At 75.7% G+C, this 14,415-nt stretch carries 13 protein-coding genes; 6 read left to right on the top strand and 7 right to left on the bottom strand.

Features of this window, described 5'->3' with window-relative positions; translation table 11 throughout:
• Positions 1-43: 43 nt before the first annotated feature.
• The gene (locus tag ABTX81_RS21885) at positions 44-1,471 is read right to left on the bottom strand and encodes a sulfatase family protein (RefSeq protein WP_350548210.1); all 1,428 of its coding nucleotides are present in this window, start codon (positions 1,469-1,471) and stop codon (positions 44-46) included.
• 502 nt (positions 1,472-1,973) lie between these two features.
• Between ABTX81_RS21885 and ABTX81_RS21880 the strand changes: the two genes are divergently transcribed.
• Positions 1,974-2,705: an HAD family hydrolase gene (locus ABTX81_RS21880; RefSeq protein ID WP_502892832.1), complete on the top strand. Its 732-nt coding sequence runs from the start codon at positions 1,974-1,976 to the stop codon at positions 2,703-2,705.
• A 36-nt stretch (positions 2,706-2,741) separates the two neighbouring features.
• Here ABTX81_RS21880 and ABTX81_RS21875 read toward each other — a convergent pair whose 3' ends face one another.
• The 5 genes from ABTX81_RS21875 to ABTX81_RS21855 form a co-directional block, all read right to left on the bottom strand.
• Positions 2,742-3,524, bottom strand: a complete 783-nt coding sequence (locus tag ABTX81_RS21875) for an alpha/beta fold hydrolase (protein WP_350548208.1) — start codon at positions 3,522-3,524, stop codon at positions 2,742-2,744.
• Positions 3,525-3,675: 151 nt separating this feature from the next.
• A complete protein-coding gene (locus tag ABTX81_RS21870) occupies positions 3,676-4,353 on the bottom strand; it encodes a phosphonatase-like hydrolase (protein ID WP_350548206.1) in 678 nt (225 codons plus the stop codon).
• Positions 4,354-4,415: 62 nt separating this feature from the next.
• A complete protein-coding gene (locus tag ABTX81_RS21865) occupies positions 4,416-5,537 on the bottom strand; it encodes a TIGR03364 family FAD-dependent oxidoreductase (RefSeq protein ID WP_350548204.1) in 1,122 nt (373 codons plus the stop codon).
• Between the two features lie 129 nt (positions 5,538-5,666).
• On the bottom strand, positions 5,667-6,179 hold the full coding sequence (locus ABTX81_RS21860) for a pyridoxamine 5'-phosphate oxidase family protein (RefSeq protein WP_350548202.1): 513 nt from the start codon (positions 6,177-6,179) through the stop codon (positions 5,667-5,669).
• Positions 6,180-6,347: 168 nt separating this feature from the next.
• On the bottom strand, positions 6,348-7,028 hold the full coding sequence (locus ABTX81_RS21855; RefSeq protein ID WP_350548200.1) for a phosphatase PAP2 family protein: 681 nt from the start codon (positions 7,026-7,028) through the stop codon (positions 6,348-6,350).
• Between the two features lie 282 nt (positions 7,029-7,310).
• On the opposite strand from ABTX81_RS21855, the gene ABTX81_RS21850 reads away from it, so the two are divergent.
• The 3 genes from ABTX81_RS21850 (at position 7,311) to ABTX81_RS21840 (ending at position 10,478) form a co-directional block, all read left to right on the top strand.
• Positions 7,311-7,691: a BlaI/MecI/CopY family transcriptional regulator gene (locus ABTX81_RS21850; RefSeq protein WP_350548198.1), complete on the top strand. Its 381-nt coding sequence runs from the start codon at positions 7,311-7,313 to the stop codon at positions 7,689-7,691.
• The gene (locus ABTX81_RS21845; RefSeq protein ID WP_350548196.1) at positions 7,688-8,818 is read left to right on the top strand and encodes a M48 family metalloprotease; all 1,131 of its coding nucleotides are present in this window, start codon (positions 7,688-7,690) and stop codon (positions 8,816-8,818) included. The genes ABTX81_RS21850 and ABTX81_RS21845 overlap by 4 nt, the downstream gene beginning before the upstream one ends.
• A 154-nt stretch (positions 8,819-8,972) precedes the next feature.
• Entirely contained in the window at positions 8,973-10,478 is a 1,506-nt protein-coding gene (locus ABTX81_RS21840; RefSeq protein ID WP_350548194.1) for a GAF domain-containing protein, read from the top strand.
• A 24-nt stretch (positions 10,479-10,502) separates the two neighbouring features.
• On the opposite strand, the gene ABTX81_RS21835 is transcribed toward ABTX81_RS21840, so the two are convergent.
• The gene (locus tag ABTX81_RS21835) at positions 10,503-11,033 is read right to left on the bottom strand and encodes an SsgA family sporulation/cell division regulator (protein ID WP_350548192.1); all 531 of its coding nucleotides are present in this window, start codon (positions 11,031-11,033) and stop codon (positions 10,503-10,505) included.
• A gap of 483 nt (positions 11,034-11,516) precedes the next feature.
• Between ABTX81_RS21835 and ABTX81_RS21830 the strand changes: the two genes are divergently transcribed.
• Positions 11,517-12,878 carry a hypothetical protein gene (locus ABTX81_RS21830; RefSeq protein WP_350548190.1) on the top strand — a complete coding sequence of 454 codons (1,362 nt, stop codon included), beginning with the start codon at positions 11,517-11,519 and terminating at the stop codon, positions 12,876-12,878.
• A gap of 133 nt (positions 12,879-13,011) precedes the next feature.
• On the top strand, positions 13,012-14,280 hold the full coding sequence (locus ABTX81_RS21825) for a TerD family protein (RefSeq protein WP_350548188.1): 1,269 nt from the start codon (positions 13,012-13,014) through the stop codon (positions 14,278-14,280).
• The last annotated feature ends 135 nt before the right edge of the window (positions 14,281-14,415 follow it).

Here is a 14,415-nt window from a genome sequence, read left to right as displayed (position 1 = left end):
GGGCGGCGGCCGGCCGCCGCCCCCGGACCGCGGGGGGGAAGGGTCAGGCGGCCCGGTCGGCGGCCAGCTGCGCCGCCAACGCCGGGATGCCGAGCGCCTGTTCCTGCTGCGGCGTGGCCTGGTACAGCAGGTTGCTCAGCTGGTAGGGGTCGGCCGCCAGGTCGTAGTACTCGCGGAACTTCACCTCGCCCGTGCCGGACACCGTGCCGTTGGCGTCGGTGTGCAGCGCGTAGTACTCGGTGTACTGCTTGTCGGCGGCCACGTACGAGGACCAGGTGGGCGGGCCGCCCGCCGCCGTGCCCTGCTTCCACCACTCCACCAGCAGGTGGTTCCTGGTGGCGGCGGTGAGCAGCGAGTGGCCGTCCTGCGGGGTGTCGGGGGTGATGCCGGCGGCGTCGAGGATGGTCGGGGCGACGTCGATGTTGGCGACGATCCGGTGGTCGGTGGTGCCCGCGCCGAGGCCGCCGGCCGGCCAGGACAGGTAGAACGGCACCTCGTGCGCCGGGGAGTAGGGCACGGACTTCTTGAGCCAGCCGTGGTCGGCCCAGGTGAAGCCGTTGTCGCCGAGGTAGATGACCAGGGTGTTGTCGAGCTGGCCGAGATCCACCAGCTTGTCGTGGATCGCCTGCACGGCGTCGTCGACGGAGAGCAGGGTGCGCAGCTGGCGGGTGCGCACGTCCTGGGCGTCGGCGAGGGTGGCGGTGGCGTTCTGGATGTAGCCGGGCTTGTCGCTGCGGTCGGCCTCGGGTACCGAGGGACGCCCGTTCCACGGCGGGACGGCGGTGTCCGCGTACTTGGGGGCGGGCACGTTGGGCGCGTGCGAGGCGTACGGGGTGACGTAGGCGAACCAGGGGCGGGTGTCGGTGGCGGCCTTGTCGAGGAAGGCCAGGGTGCGGTTGCGGATGATGTTGGTGGTGTAGCCGGTGAGCGTCTGGACGTCGCCGTCGATGTTCCAGGTCGCGTTGTTGTAGGCCGGCTGGAGCAGCGCCCACTCCTCGAAGTGCGGCGGATTGTCGGCCACCGCCCAGGAGTTGAGGTACTTGCCGAACAGCCCGGTGCGGTAGCCGGCCTGCTTGAGGTAGCGCTGGACCGTGGTGTGCTGGTCGAGGCTGTGCGAGGCACCGTTGTTGCGCACGCCGTGGTTGTGGGCGTAGCGGCCGGAGAAGACCGAGGACCGCGAGGGCGCGCAGAGCGGCGTGGTGACGTGGCCGTTGGTGAAACGGACGCCGTGGCCGGCGATCCAGTCCACGATCTGCGGGGTGGCCCACTCGGTGTGCTTGGGCTGGTCGTCGGTGACGATCAGCAGGATGTTGGGCCGGGTCGCGCCGGCCGCGGCGGCCGGGCTCGCGGACGCCAGGGCGAGCGCCGCCGGGGCGGCGGCACCGGCGGCCACCGCCGCCGCGCCGGCCAGGAAGCCGCGCCGGCCGACCCGGGGCGAACCTTTCGTTTCCGAATCGCCGATCTCGCTCATGCATTCCCTCCATGCTTTTCGGTGATTCCGGTCGCGCGCACTCGCGGGGAAATCCCGCAGGGGGGCGCCGGAATCATTCACGGGGAAGCGGTCCACCGGCCGCAGGACGTCCGCGCCCGCACCCCGGACAGCATTCACGGGCACGGCGGCTCACCGGGGATCCGCGGAGAAGGAAGCGGGGCACCTCACCGACCTGCACGAACCGTGCGGGGGCGAGCCGTCCCGGGGAGGTCCGGCGTGCTGCGGCGGCCCCGTCCACCCGTCCGGGGACCGCCGCCGGCTCACGCCGGGGCGGCGGTACAGAGGGCGCTCGCGAGCCGTCCGAAATCGACGTGCCGGCGAGCAGCCAGGAACTCTCCAGCTGCCATGCGTGCGACTGTAGGAGTTCCCGGCGAACGCTGGCAATACCCGGGCGCATTTGTTTCCGCGTCATGTCGGATATCCGGCCGCAGGTTTCCCCTCGTCAACGACCGGGACCCGCGCCTATCCTTCGGCGGTGATCATTCCAAGCAGTTCGACCGAACCGACCGAACCGACCGAACCGACCGGACCAGCCGGATCGGCCGAACCCATACGACTCGTCATCTTCGACTGCGACGGCGTCCTGGTGGACAGCGAGCGGATCGCGGCCCGCCTCCAGCTCGCGCTCGGCGCCGAACTCGGCTGGCCGCTGACCGAGGAGGAGGTGGTCGAGCGCTTCATCGGGCGTTCGATGGCCTCGATCGACGAGCAGGTCGCCGCCCGGGTCGGCCGGGCGACCGCCGACCGGTGGTGGGCGGAGTTCGTGCGGCGCCACGCGGAGGAGGTGGACGCGGGCCTGGAGCCCGTCGACGGCCTGCCCGAGGCGCTCGCCGCGATCACCCTGCCGACCTGTGTCGCGTCCAGCGGCTCGCACGAGAAGATGGCGCACACCCTGGGCCGCACCGGCCTGTTCGACCACTTCGCCGGGCGGATCTTCAGTGCCACCGAGGTCGCCCGCGGCAAGCCCGAGCCCGATCTGTTCCTGCACGCGGCCCGCCGGATGGGCGTGCCGCCGTCCGCGTGCGCCGTCGTCGAGGACAGCGCGCCCGGTGTGCGGGCCGCGCGTGCCGCGGGCATGCGCGCCTTCGGCTACGCCGGGGGCCTCACCCCCGCCGCCCGGCTGGCCGGCCCGGGAACGGTCGTCTTCGACGACATGCGCGACCTCCCGGCGCTGCTCGGCGTGCGCCGAACCGCCCGCCGAACCACCCGCTGAACCGTCCGCTGAACCGTCCGCCGAACCGCCCGCGCCTCAGGACACGCTGTCGTACAGCTCCTCGATCACCCGGGTGACGGCCTCCGGTTCGCGCAGCGTCGGGTAGTGGTCGGAGCCGGCGAGCCGGACCAGCCGGCAGCCGGGGATCCGGGCCGCCGTCTCCTCGTTGAAGCGCACGACCACCGGCCGGTCCAGCTCCCCCAGGGCCAGCACCGTGGGCACGGTGATCCCGCCCAGCCGGTCGAAGGCGGGGGGCTCGCTCCGCACGTACCCGACGTTGGCGAACCAGGCCGGCAGCACGGCCCTCTGGTGCGCGGCGCCGGCCGGATCGGCCTCGGGGGTCCCGCCGCCGGCCCGCCCCCACAGGCTCAGCCCGAGCCGGACGATGCCCTCCATGTCCCCGGCCCCGGCCAGCCGGCCGACCTCCTGGTACAGCTCGTCGCCGGTGAGGTCGTGGCCGCTCACACCGGGGACGAGCAGGACCAGGCCCGCCACCCGTTCCGGCGCGGTCAGGGCCAGGTCGATCGAGGTGGCCCCGCCGGTGCTGTTGCCCACCAGCACCGCCCGGTCCAGCCGGAAGTGGTCGAGGACGGCCACGAGGTCCGCGAGCTGGGAGTACGGGGCGGTGGGCGCGGGCGAGCGGCCGTAGCCGCGGCAGTCGTAGCGGATCACCCGGTGCCGGGCGGTGAGCGCCGGCAGGACCGGTTCCCAGAGCGTGGAGTCCCCGACGCCCGGATGGAGCAGGACCAGCGGCAGCCCCTCCCCGCCCGAGTCGTCCGCCCACAGCTCGCCGCCGGCGACGGCCACCATCGTCTCCATGCCCCCAGTCTGGCGGGCCAGGGACGCGGCACCAGCCCACGGACCCGCCGTTCCCGCCGTTCCCGCCGCGGGCCGACCCGTTCGGGCGAACACGACGGCGGGGCGGGTCCCGAGGACCCGCCCCGCCGTCACCCCCCCCGGCGCCCCCGGCTCAGCCCGCCAGCAGCGCGGGCAGCTCGGCGACGGACGCCAGCACATGGGTGGCCCCGTCCGCCCGCAGGCGCTCCTCGCCGTGGGCGCCGGTGAGGACGCCCGCGACGACGGAGGCCCCGGCCCGCGAGCCGGTCAGCATGTCGTAGCCGGTGTCGCCGGCCACCGCGATCTGGCGGACCGAGTCGGTCTCCGTGCGCAGCAGCGCGGTGAGCGCGAGGTCCGGGTACGGGCGGCCGCGGCCGGCCTCGGCGGGGCAGAGGGTGAGGTCGGCGATCGACTCCCAGCCGAGCGCGGTCAGGATGCGGTCCTGGGTGGACCGGGAGAAGCCGGTGGTGAGGACCACCTTCCGGCCCCGGCCGCGGAGTTCGGCGATGGCCTCGGCCGCGCCGGGCAGCGCCTCGCAGTGGCCGGCGTCGACCAGGTCGTGGTACGCGGCCTCGAAGGCGGTGTTGGCGCGCCGGGCCTTCTCCTCCTCGCCGAACAGGTGGCGGAAGACGGAGATCTTGGACTCGCCCATGGTGGCGCGGACGTGGTCCAGCATGCGGGCGTGCTCGGGGCTGCCGGCCTCGACGCCGAGCGAGCCGGCGGCGGCCTGGAAGGCGCGCTCCACCAGACCGTCGTCGGCCACGGTGGTGCCGGCCATGTCCAGGACGACCAGACGGATGTCGTACGACATGATGTTCGATTCCTTCGACGTGCTTGAGGACTTCAGGGCTGACGGGCTGACGGGCTACGGGCTTACAGGTTGGCGAGGTTCGCCGTGGTCTCGGCGATGGCGGGCGAGCAGGTCATGCCGCGGCCGCCGGGGCCGGTGACCAGCCAGACGCCGTCGCGCACGCGCTCGCGGTGGACGACCCGGGTGGTGTCGACGCACTGCGCGTACACGCCGGCCCAGCGGCGGCGGATCCGCGGCAGCGGACGCCCGAGCAGGTCCTCGACCACGCCCACCAGATGGTCGTACGGGTCCTCGACCACGTCGAAGCCGAAGGGCTGGTCGTACTCGTGGGTGTCGCCGATGGTGAGGCCGCCGTCCAGCCGCTGGACCATCAGCAGCTGCATCTTGTGCTCGGCGGCGACCGGCGACTGCGGCTGTTCCTCGCGCAGGCGGTCCAGGGCGGTGCCGGCGAAGGCCGGGTAGTAGCGGAAGGAGTCGCCGTCGGCGACCGAGGTGGTCAGCGCCTCGCCCAGCGGGTCGGTCTGCATCATCTGCAGCCGCACCTTGCGCACCGGGAGCTCGGGCGCCAGCTCGCGGACCAGGCCGCCCAGCCAGGCGCCGGTGCACAGGACCACCAGGTCGCCGGTGTGCACCTCGCCGTGGTCGTCGCGGACGGCGTTCTCGCCGATGACGTCGCGGACCTCGCGGCCGGGCAGGAAGGTGTAGCGGCCGGTGGCGGTCAGCGCGGCGCGCAGCGCGGGCTGGGCGACGCGCGACTCGACGGCGGCGTCCCGCTCGCAGTGCAGGGCGCCGAGCAGCTTGCCGCGCAGGGCCGGGTTGAGGGCCCGGGTCTGCTCCGGGTCGAGCAGCCGGTAGCCGCGCAGCCCGGCGTCGGGCAGGGTCAGCGCCTGCTCGGCGACGGCGAGCTCGGCCTCGGTGCGGATCGCGGTGAGCGACCCGTTGGCCCGGAAGCCGAGGCCGGGCACCTGCCCGCCGATCCGCTCCCACAGCTCGCGGGCCCGCACCGCGGTGTCCAGCTCCTCGCCCCGGGCCCGGCCGCTGACCCAGACCAGGCCGAAGTTGCGCACCGACGCGCCGCGCGCCTCGGCCTCGCGCTCCAGGTGGACGACCTCGTGACCGCGCTCGACGGCCTGCCAGGCGTGCATGGTGCCCAGCACGCCCGCTCCTACGACGATGACTCTCATGCGGCCAGACTGGTGCCGCCAGGTGACCGAGGGGCGTCCGAGTGACGGCCCGCAGATGAACCGACCGATAAGTTGTACAGACAACCTGGCGGTAACGTCGACGGCACGCCACTCCTCCGGCGCCCCGGGTCAGCGCCGCACGGCCGCCCGCAGGTAGTGCCGCCGGCCGAACCTGGGCTCGTCGACGGCCGTCAGCTCCTCCACCTGGAACCGGTACAGCGCCGCCGCGCCGCCGCCGGTCAGGAACTGCCGCCGGACCTCGTCGTCCTGCGCGAAGGCGGGGAACCGCCCCTGGTAGGCGGCCAGTGCCGCCTCCGCCTGGCGCCCCCAGGCCTCGCCCGCGCTGCCGGTCAGCTGCAGGCCGCGCAGGTGCTCGCCGAAGACCGGCGGCGGCAGGAAGACCGTGGCCGCCGCCCGGGCCTCCTCGGCCAGGTGGTGGCTGTGCCGGGTGGCGCGCTCGCTGACGAAGTAGAGGACGAGGTCGTCGTCGTACGCGAAGAAGGCGAGGTTGGCGTGCGGGCCGTGCTCATGGCCGGCGGTCGCGAGGGTGAGCACCATCGCCTCGGCCAGCAGCCCCTCGACGCCCTTGCCGAGTTCCTCGGCCGGCCAGTCCCCCTGGGTGATGTCGAGTCGGTACGGCATGGGCAGCACTTCCCTCCGGTGGCACGCCCGGCGCGCGCGGCGCCCTGGCACGACTGAGCCGGGCGGGTGCTCCCCTCGGGGGCGGCCGCGCCCGGCTCACATGCTCTCCCCGCCACCCCGGCCACACAAGGGCCGGGGCGGCGTCCGCCCTGCTCGCCGCCGGGCCCGTCAGTCCCGCCGCACGCCGACCGGCCGGTTCGCCCACGCCGCCGCCGTCTGCGGACCCGCGCCGAGCAGCGGCCCCAGCGGCCCGGTCCGCGCCCGTTCCACCAGCGGCCCGGCCGCGCCCGCCGCCAGCGCGAGCGGGACGGCCACCAGGAGGCCGACCAGCGCACCGGCCAGCACGTCGTGCGGATAGTGCACCCCGACCCAGACCCGGGAGGCGCCCATCAGCACGGCGGCCACCGCGGCGATCGCGCCGATCCGCCGGTCGGCGAACCAGAGCGCGGCGGCGGCCGCGACGGCGATCACGGTGTGGTTGCTCGGGAAGGACCAGTCACCCGGCCCCGGACAGGCCTCCAGGGTGCCGTGCACCCGCAGCTGCGCGCACGGCCGGACCTCCTCCACCAGCCCCTTGAAGCCCGAGTTCACCGCATAGGCGACCAGCACGGCCGGCGGCGAGGCGAGCACCCGGGCCATCACCACCGGACCGGCGCCGCGCGCCCGCCACCAGGCGGCGAGCATCAGCAGCGCGAACACGCCGAGGCCGAGCAGCGACCACACCTCCACCAGCTGGTTGAACCAGTGCGGCGCGGCGTCCGCCCAGCCGACCACCCGGCGGTAGAGGCCGCCGTCGATGCCGCTGCCGTCGAACACGGCCAGCTCACGGAGGGCCGTCGACGAGGTCACCGGGGTCACCGGGCGGCACCGCCGTGACGACGGGCCCGCCGGGCGCGGAACACTTCACAAACAATCGGGAGCATGGAGACAACTACTACCAGACCGATGGCAGGCATCAGATAACGGTCGATATCGGTCATGGGTGATCCGAAGCGACCCCCGACGAGCGACTGGACCATGACCGGCGGACCTCCCGTACGTTGGTGGGCGGCACCACAGGGCGCAGCCGACTGTCTACAATCACGTAGACGGTCTACATGACTGTAGACGATAACGGGAGGAACCCCCGCCATGTCCGACGTACCGTCCGCCCGCCGGCCCGCCGGGGAGCTGGAGGCCGAGGTGCTCGCCGCCCTCTGGGCCGCGGACCGGCCGCTGACGCCGCAGGACGTCCAGGGCGCCCTCGGCGACGGCCTGGCCCGGACCACCGTCGCGACGATCCTCGCCCGGCTGCACGACAAGGGGACGGTGCACCGCACCCGCGCCGGACGCGGCTACGCCTACACCCCGGCGGTCGCCGACCCCGCCGGACTGGCCGCCCGCCGGATGCACGCCGAACTGGGCCGGGAGACCGACCGCTCGACCGTGCTCGCCCGGTTCGTCTCCGACCTCTCGGCGGAGGACGAGCGCCTGCTGCGCGACCTGCTCGGCGACGAGGACCCCGCCCGGTGATCCTCGCGGTCTGGGCCCCGCTGCTGCTGCCCTTCCTCGCCGTCCTGCCCGCCCGCCGGCTCGCCGAGGCGCTGCCGCCGCGCGCCGCCGTCTGGACGCTGGCCGCGACGGCGACCGTGCTCGCGGGCGGCACGCTCTGCTCGCTGGGCCTGCTCACCGCGGCCGGGCTGCTGCGGCTGGGGCCGGTCGCCGCCCTCGGCCACCTCTCGCCGCACTGGCTCGCCGCCCGCACGCCCGGCACCCCGGCGGCGGTGGCCGTACCGGCCGCCCTGGCGCTCGCCGTCCTCGCGGCCCTCGCGCTGCGCACCGCGCGCGGCCGCCGACGCGACCTGGCCGCCGCCCGCGGCGCCGTGGAAGCCACCCTCGGAACCGCCGCCGGAACCGCCGCCAGGGCCACCACCGGGACCGCCGCCGTCCGGACACCAGGCCCACACGATCAACATCCGGACACGCGCCCCCCGCGCGCATCCGTGCGCCGGGCGCGCACCCCGTGGACCCAGCGCGCCAAGCGACTGCTCACCACCCCACCCGCCACCGAACTCACCGTCCTGCCGGACGAGCGCGCCGACGCCTTCGCCCTGCCCGGCCGCCTCCGCCGCCCCGGACGGCCCGCCGACCCGGGCCGGATCGTGGTCACCGCCGGCATGCTCCGCGCCCTGGGCGCCGGCGAGCGCGCGGCCCTGCTCGCCCACGAGCGGGCCCATCTGACCGCCCGCCACCACCTCTTCCTCGCCCTGGCCGCCCACGCGGCCGCCGCCCACCCGGCCCTGCGGACGCTGCGCGCACCGCTCGGCTACCACCTCGAACGCTGGGCGGACGAGGCCGCGGCCGCCCGGGTCGGCGACCGCGCGGTGACCGCCCGCGCGGTCGGCCGGGCGGCGCTCGCCGCCGGTCGCTCACCCTGGCCGGGCCGCCCCCGGCACGCCCCGGCGGCCCACGGCGGACCGGTCCCCCGCCGGGTCGCCGCCCTGCTCCACCCGCGCCCCGCGGGCCCGTCCGCCGCCCGCCGGATCGCCGCCCTGGCCCTGACCGCCTGCCTCACCCTCACCGCCGCGACCAGCCTCGACGCCACCACCGACCTCCACCACACCGTCGAGTCCGCCCAGCGGCAAGACCCCGTCGGCTAGGGCATGCACACCGAAATTCATTGGCATGACCGCTCTCATACCGTCTGGTATTCCGAGTTGGCAGACCCCATCCCCAGGAACCGGTAGCGCCCGTACTCTTTCGTCAGCGCGTCGGCCCCGGCGCGCCCTCGAACGGCGGCGAGGAGCAAGACGAGTGCGGCAGCCCGGACGGCAGACCCGACGACCCGAACGTCGAATCCCGCAGAGCGCGGCCGAACTGGCCAGGGTCCACGAACGCGCCCTCGCCGAGGCCGCCGCCCGCAGCGCCAACCGGGACCCCGCCGCCCCCGACGACCCGCCCTTCCTCCAGCCCCGCCCCGAGATCGGCGACTCCTGGGAACGCCTGCGCCGCCTCGGCCTCGACCCGGACGCCGGCGCCGCCACCGTCCACCTCGGCCCGGCCGAGATCGAGCACCGGCGCCGGGCCAGCGGCCTCGACCCGCTGCTCCCCATCCTCCGCGGCACCCTGGTCGAGCAGGCCGACCAGCCCCCGCTGATCCTCGCCATCGCCGACGCCGACGGCCACATCCTCTGGCAGGAGGGCGAACGCGGCCTGCGCCGCAGCGCCGACCGGATCGGCTTCCTGACCGGCGCCCGCTGGGTGGAGGAGCGGGTCGGCACCAACGGCATAGCCGCCGCCCTGCGCGCCCAGCGCCCGATGCACGTCCACTCCTCCGAGCACTACCTGCGCAGCCACCACTCCTGGACCTGCGTCGCCGCCCCGGTGCACGACCCCGGCACCGGCCGGCTGATCGGCGCGATCAACCTCAGCGGCCCGGCCCACACCGTCCGCCCCTACCTGCTCCAGCTGACCGCCACCGCCGCCAAGCTCGCCGAGACCGAACTGCGCGCCCGGCGGCTCGAGTCCCTGCACCACCTGCGCACCCTGGCCGCCCCGATGCTGGCCCGGGTGAACGGCCCCGCCCTGGTGGTGGACGCGGCGGGCTGGACGGCGGCCGCGGCGGGGCTGCCGCCACCGGCCCGGCTGCGGCTGCCCGCCGAGGGCTGGGGCTCGACCGCCGTGCACTGGCTGCCCAGCCTGGGCGAGTGCGTGATCGAGCCGCTCGCCGACGGCTGGCTGGTCCGCCCGGTCCGGCCGCAGGACACCGCCCCGGCCGCCCCCGAGGACTCCGGCGCCCCGAACGCCGGCACCGGCACCGGCGGCCCGCTCACCGAACAGGCCGAGGGGGCCAGGCTCCGGCTCGACCTGCGCCGCGCGGGCGGCCCCGAACTGTCGGTGCGCGGCGCGGCCGGCAGCTGGTCGCACGCGCTCAGCCCGCGCCACGCCGAACTGCTGCTGCTGCTCGCCACCGAGCGCAACGGCCTCAGCGCGGCGCAGCTGGCCGACGCGCTGTTCGGGGATGCGGCCCGGACGGTAACGGTGCGGGCCGAGCTGTCCCGGCTGCGCCGCTACCTGGGCGGCCTGCTGGCCCACCGGCCGTATCGTTTCGCCGAGTCGGTGCTGGTCACGGTGGTCGGCCCGGAGGACCCGTTCGACCTGCTGCCGACCTCCTCGGCGCCCGCGGTGCGCAGGCTCCGCGCGGGCCTGGCCGGCGGAACCGTCCGGCTGCCCGGCACCCCGCCGTTACCGGGTCCGCGACCCCCGGCCGACGGGTCCGCGCCACCGCGTCCCCGTCCGCTCCCCCTGCCGCCCCCTTAGCACCGGGGCCCACGGGTCCGGGCGCTAGCCGCCGAGCAGCTCGGACAGCTCGGCGTCGGTCGGCCCGTGGGTCCGCTCGGACTCCTCGGAGACGAGCGCGTACGTCCGGTCCAGCCACTCCTGGACCTTCGGCTTCGAGGCCTCCAGCAGGGCGCTGCCGTGCGGCGACTCGAGCGCCAGGTGCAACGTCGAGCCGTGGCACGGGCAGTACGCCGGCCACAGCTTGACGTCGCCCTGGCCGCTCAACGAGCGCAGGCCGTCGCGCAGCAGTTCACGCGAGAACACCCAGTCGGCCTCGTCCGGCCGCCCCAGGTGGAACGTCAGCAGCACCTCGTACGGGCGCGCGGCGTCGAACCGGAACCGCGTACGGACCTCTCCGACCACCTCCTCGCCCAGCGAGATCCGCAGCGTCAGCACCTCCTCCACCGCCGCCGGAGCGGCGGTGGAGCCTGCCTCATCGCCGCCCGTGGGGGTAGCGGCGAGGGGGGCACTGGAGGGTGCTGGCAGCGGGTCGGGCGGCATGACGGTCTCTCCGGGACGGCGTGGGATGTCCACCAGCGTGCTCCACCGCGCGAGGGCGGGCAAGGGTTGCAAGGAGGTTGCAATAATCCCCGCAGCGGCTGAGGATCCCTTACCCGCCTTGTCAGACGGACCGTCAACTTCCGCTGGTCAAAGGGTTGTCCACGGATTGGATCAATTCCGTCCGGGCACTGGCCACCGCCCGGGGACCCGCTGCTACGCTCGTCCCCCTGCCGGCGCGCGCCCGCGCGCGCGTCCGGTCGGACTCCGCACGCGCGCCCCCGCACCAACCCGGCCGGACCGTGCCCGAACGAACCCCGGAGAACGCTTCCGACCGGACCGGACCAGCCGGTACCGCCTCGGACCGCATCGGACCGGTTCCGACGGGACCGGACCGAACGAGCCGACCGCATCGAGGGCCCGGCGGCCGTCCGCCCGGTCCGCCGGCACCGGCACCGCCGTCGGTACGTGGGAGAATGCGACGACCGCAACGGCGACTTGAGGGGAGGGATGGGTCAGGTGACTCGGTCCGACGACACCGGGCAGGACGCGCCGTACGCGCACGACCGGTACCGCACGCGGCACGGCCGCCACGGCCGTCCCGGCCCGTTCGGCGGCCGCCTGCGGCTGCCCACCCTGCGGTTCTCCGGCGCCGCGATGGCGATGTCCACCGTCGTGGGCATCAGCATCGCCACCACCTTCCTGCTCAACGAGCAGCAGGGCGTGGGCCGCCGGGCCGGGGTCGCCCGGGTCGGCTCCAGCGGGCCGCCGCCCAGCCCGGACACCTCCCCCGACGCCGGCTCAGGCCACGGCGGCGGCACGACCTCCGGCACCGGGACCATGTCCGGCCCGGACGCGACGGCCGGCCGCCGCCCGGCCGTCCCCGCCACGCCCGCGCCCGGCACCCGCGCGCCCGACGCCGTGCCCGGCCAGCGCGGCTCCGGTCCCGCGCCCCGCACCGGCGGTTCGCCGTCCACCGCGCCGCTCGCCGAGGGCCCGGCGTCCCGGCACGGCGTCACCGGCGGGCCCGGGACCGGGCAGCCCGGCACCGGCGACGCCCCGGCGCCGCCGGCCGACGGCCGCACCGACCGGCCGCGGCCCGCCGACGAGCAGCTCGCGGCCGACGGCGCCGGTGCGCAGACCGCCCGCCGGCCCGCCGAGGACCCGTCGGCGTCCGAGGCGTCCCCGTCCCCGTCCCCGTCCGCCTCGCCGTCCCCCTCCAAGCCCGTGCCCTCCCCCTCGTCGACCGCGCCCCGGCCGTTCGTCCCCGAGCCGAACGCCCCCGGCGTGCCCGGCCCGTCCCCGCGCGAGTGGACCGGCGGGATCCTCGACACCACCGGCGGTCTGACCAAGAGCGCCGACCCGGCCCGGCCTGGCGGCGGTACGGACGAGACCGACGACCAGGCGCTCGCCGGCACCGCCGTGGTCCAGTCGCTCGGCCGCGACGGCACCCGGCACGTCCTCGCGCTGACCGTCACCGAAGCGCTCACCGCGCTGCAGGCCGAGATCCGCCTCTCCCCCGGCAGCGCGGCCCCCGGCGCCGGCACCGCCTGGACGGACCTCGCCGGCGCCGTGGTCACCGCCCACCAGGAACGCGGCGCGGCGGTCTACCGCTTCACCACCCCGCCCGGCACGGACGTCCGCCCGGGCCGCTACACCTTCACCGTGCGCGGCACCCGGCCCGCCGGGCCCGCCGCCCGCCCGACGGCCGCCGCCCAGCCCCGGGCCGCCGGCCCCCGGAGCACCGAGTCCTGGAGCGCCAGCGCCTTCGGCATCGGCCACCCGCGCGCCGTCGCCGCCCTCGGCGCCTTCGCCGCCCCGGCAGCCGCCCCGGCAGCGGCCCCGGCCCCGGTACCGCGCGCCACCGCCCCGGCCCGCTGACCCCGGCAACCCGACAGGTCAGCGCCCCGTTCGGGCTCATCCGGCCTTGCTCGTTCGTTACTGTGGTCGCCAGTCGGCACAGCCGCCCCACCGTCGGGGCCGGCGCCGCAACACCGCATCCCAGGAGGAGTTCGTGTCCACGGTCCTGACCCAAGGCGGCAACGCCCCGCTGACCGCCGCGCGGGTGACCGTCGAGGTCACCGCACCCAAGGCGCTGGACGTCTCGGGCCTGCTGCTGACCGACGCCGGAAAGGTCCGCTCGGACGACGACTTCGTCTTCTACAACGCCCCGAACGGGCCCGGCGTGACCCACCGTCCGGCCGCCGCCGGGACGCCGGACGCGATCATCGTCGACACCGCCGCCGTCCCGGCCGGCATCACCAAGATCGTGGTGACCGCCAGCCCCGACGAGGCCGGCGCCACCTTCGCGGGCATCGAGCCGACCGCGACCGTCCGGGACACCGCCACCGGCGCCGTGCTGGTCACCTTCACCCCGCCGCCGCTCAGCCGGGAGACCGCGCTGATCGTGGTCGAGGTCTACCAGCGCAACGGCGCCTGGAAGGTCCGCGCGGTCGGCCAGGGCTACGCCAACGGCCTGGCCGGCATCGCGACCGACTTCGGCGTCACCGTCGACGACCAGCCGGCCGCCGCCCCGGCCCCCGTCGCTCCCCCGGCCCCGGTCGCGCCGGCCCCGACCCCGCCGCCGGCGCCCGCCGCCCCGGTCGACCCCCGGGTCGCCATGGCCTCCGCCCCGCCGATGCCGCAGAGCGCGCCCCCGATGCCGCCCGCTCCCCCGGCCCCGCCCGCCGCCGCCCCGTCCTTCACCAAGGTCACCCTGGACAAGGGCCGGGTCAGCCTCACCAAGGGCGGCTCGGTCTCGCTGGAGAAGAACGGCAAGCCGTTCCTGTCCGCCGTGCGGATGGGCCTCGGCTGGGAGCCCGCCGGCCGCGGCCGCAACATCGACCTCGACGCCTCCTGCCTCGCCTTCGACGCCAAGCGCGAGAAGCTGGACACCGCCTGGTTCATGAAGCTGGGCATCTTCAACGGCGCGATCGCCCACTCCGGCGACAACCTCACCGGCGAGGGCGGCGGCGACGACGAGTCGATCACCGTCCACCTCGACGGCCTGCCCCCGGAGGTCTGCGGCCTGGTCTTCGTCGTGAACTCCTTCTCCGGCCAGAAGTTCACCGACGTCAAGAACGCCTACTGCCGCCTGGTCGACGCCGGGACCAACCAGGAACTGGTCCGCTTCGACCTCACCCACTCCGAGCCCCGCACCGGCGTGGTGATGTGCAAGCTGGTCCGCCAGTACTCCGGCGAATGGGTGATGACCGCCATCGGCGAATACGTCGACGCCAAGACCGCCCGCGCCATGGTCAAGCCCGCCGCCGCCATGCTCTGACCCGGCCCGCACGACGGCCCGCGCCCCCGGTTCTCCACCGGGGGCGCGCCGACTCGGTGTCGGGGCGAGTGGGCAGCTGGGCCACCCCGGTGCCGAGCTGGCGGCGCAGGTAGGTGCGGCTGTCGGTGTTGACGT

Source organism: Kitasatospora sp. NPDC097605, assembly GCF_040302725.1.
GTDB lineage: Bacteria > Actinomycetota > Actinomycetes > Streptomycetales > Streptomycetaceae > Kitasatospora.
This window is presented reverse-complemented; position numbering and strand designations above follow the sequence as displayed.

Coding starts and splice junctions, on each gene's coding strand:
- ABTX81_RS21875 (WP_350548208.1), bottom strand. CDS start 3,524: ATGGAGACGATGGTGGCCGTCGCCGGCGGCGAGCTGTGGGCGGACGAC.
- ABTX81_RS21850 (WP_350548198.1), top strand. CDS start 7,311: ATGTCCGACGTACCGTCCGCCCGCCGGCCCGCCGGGGAGCTGGAGGCC.
- ABTX81_RS21860 (WP_350548202.1), bottom strand. CDS start 6,179: ATGCCGTACCGACTCGACATCACCCAGGGGGACTGGCCGGCCGAGGAA.
- ABTX81_RS21885 (WP_350548210.1), bottom strand. CDS start 1,471: ATGAGCGAGATCGGCGATTCGGAAACGAAAGGTTCGCCCCGGGTCGGC.
- ABTX81_RS21865 (WP_350548204.1), bottom strand. CDS start 5,537: ATGAGAGTCATCGTCGTAGGAGCGGGCGTGCTGGGCACCATGCACGCC.
- ABTX81_RS21870 (WP_350548206.1), bottom strand. CDS start 4,353: ATGTCGTACGACATCCGTCTGGTCGTCCTGGACATGGCCGGCACCACC.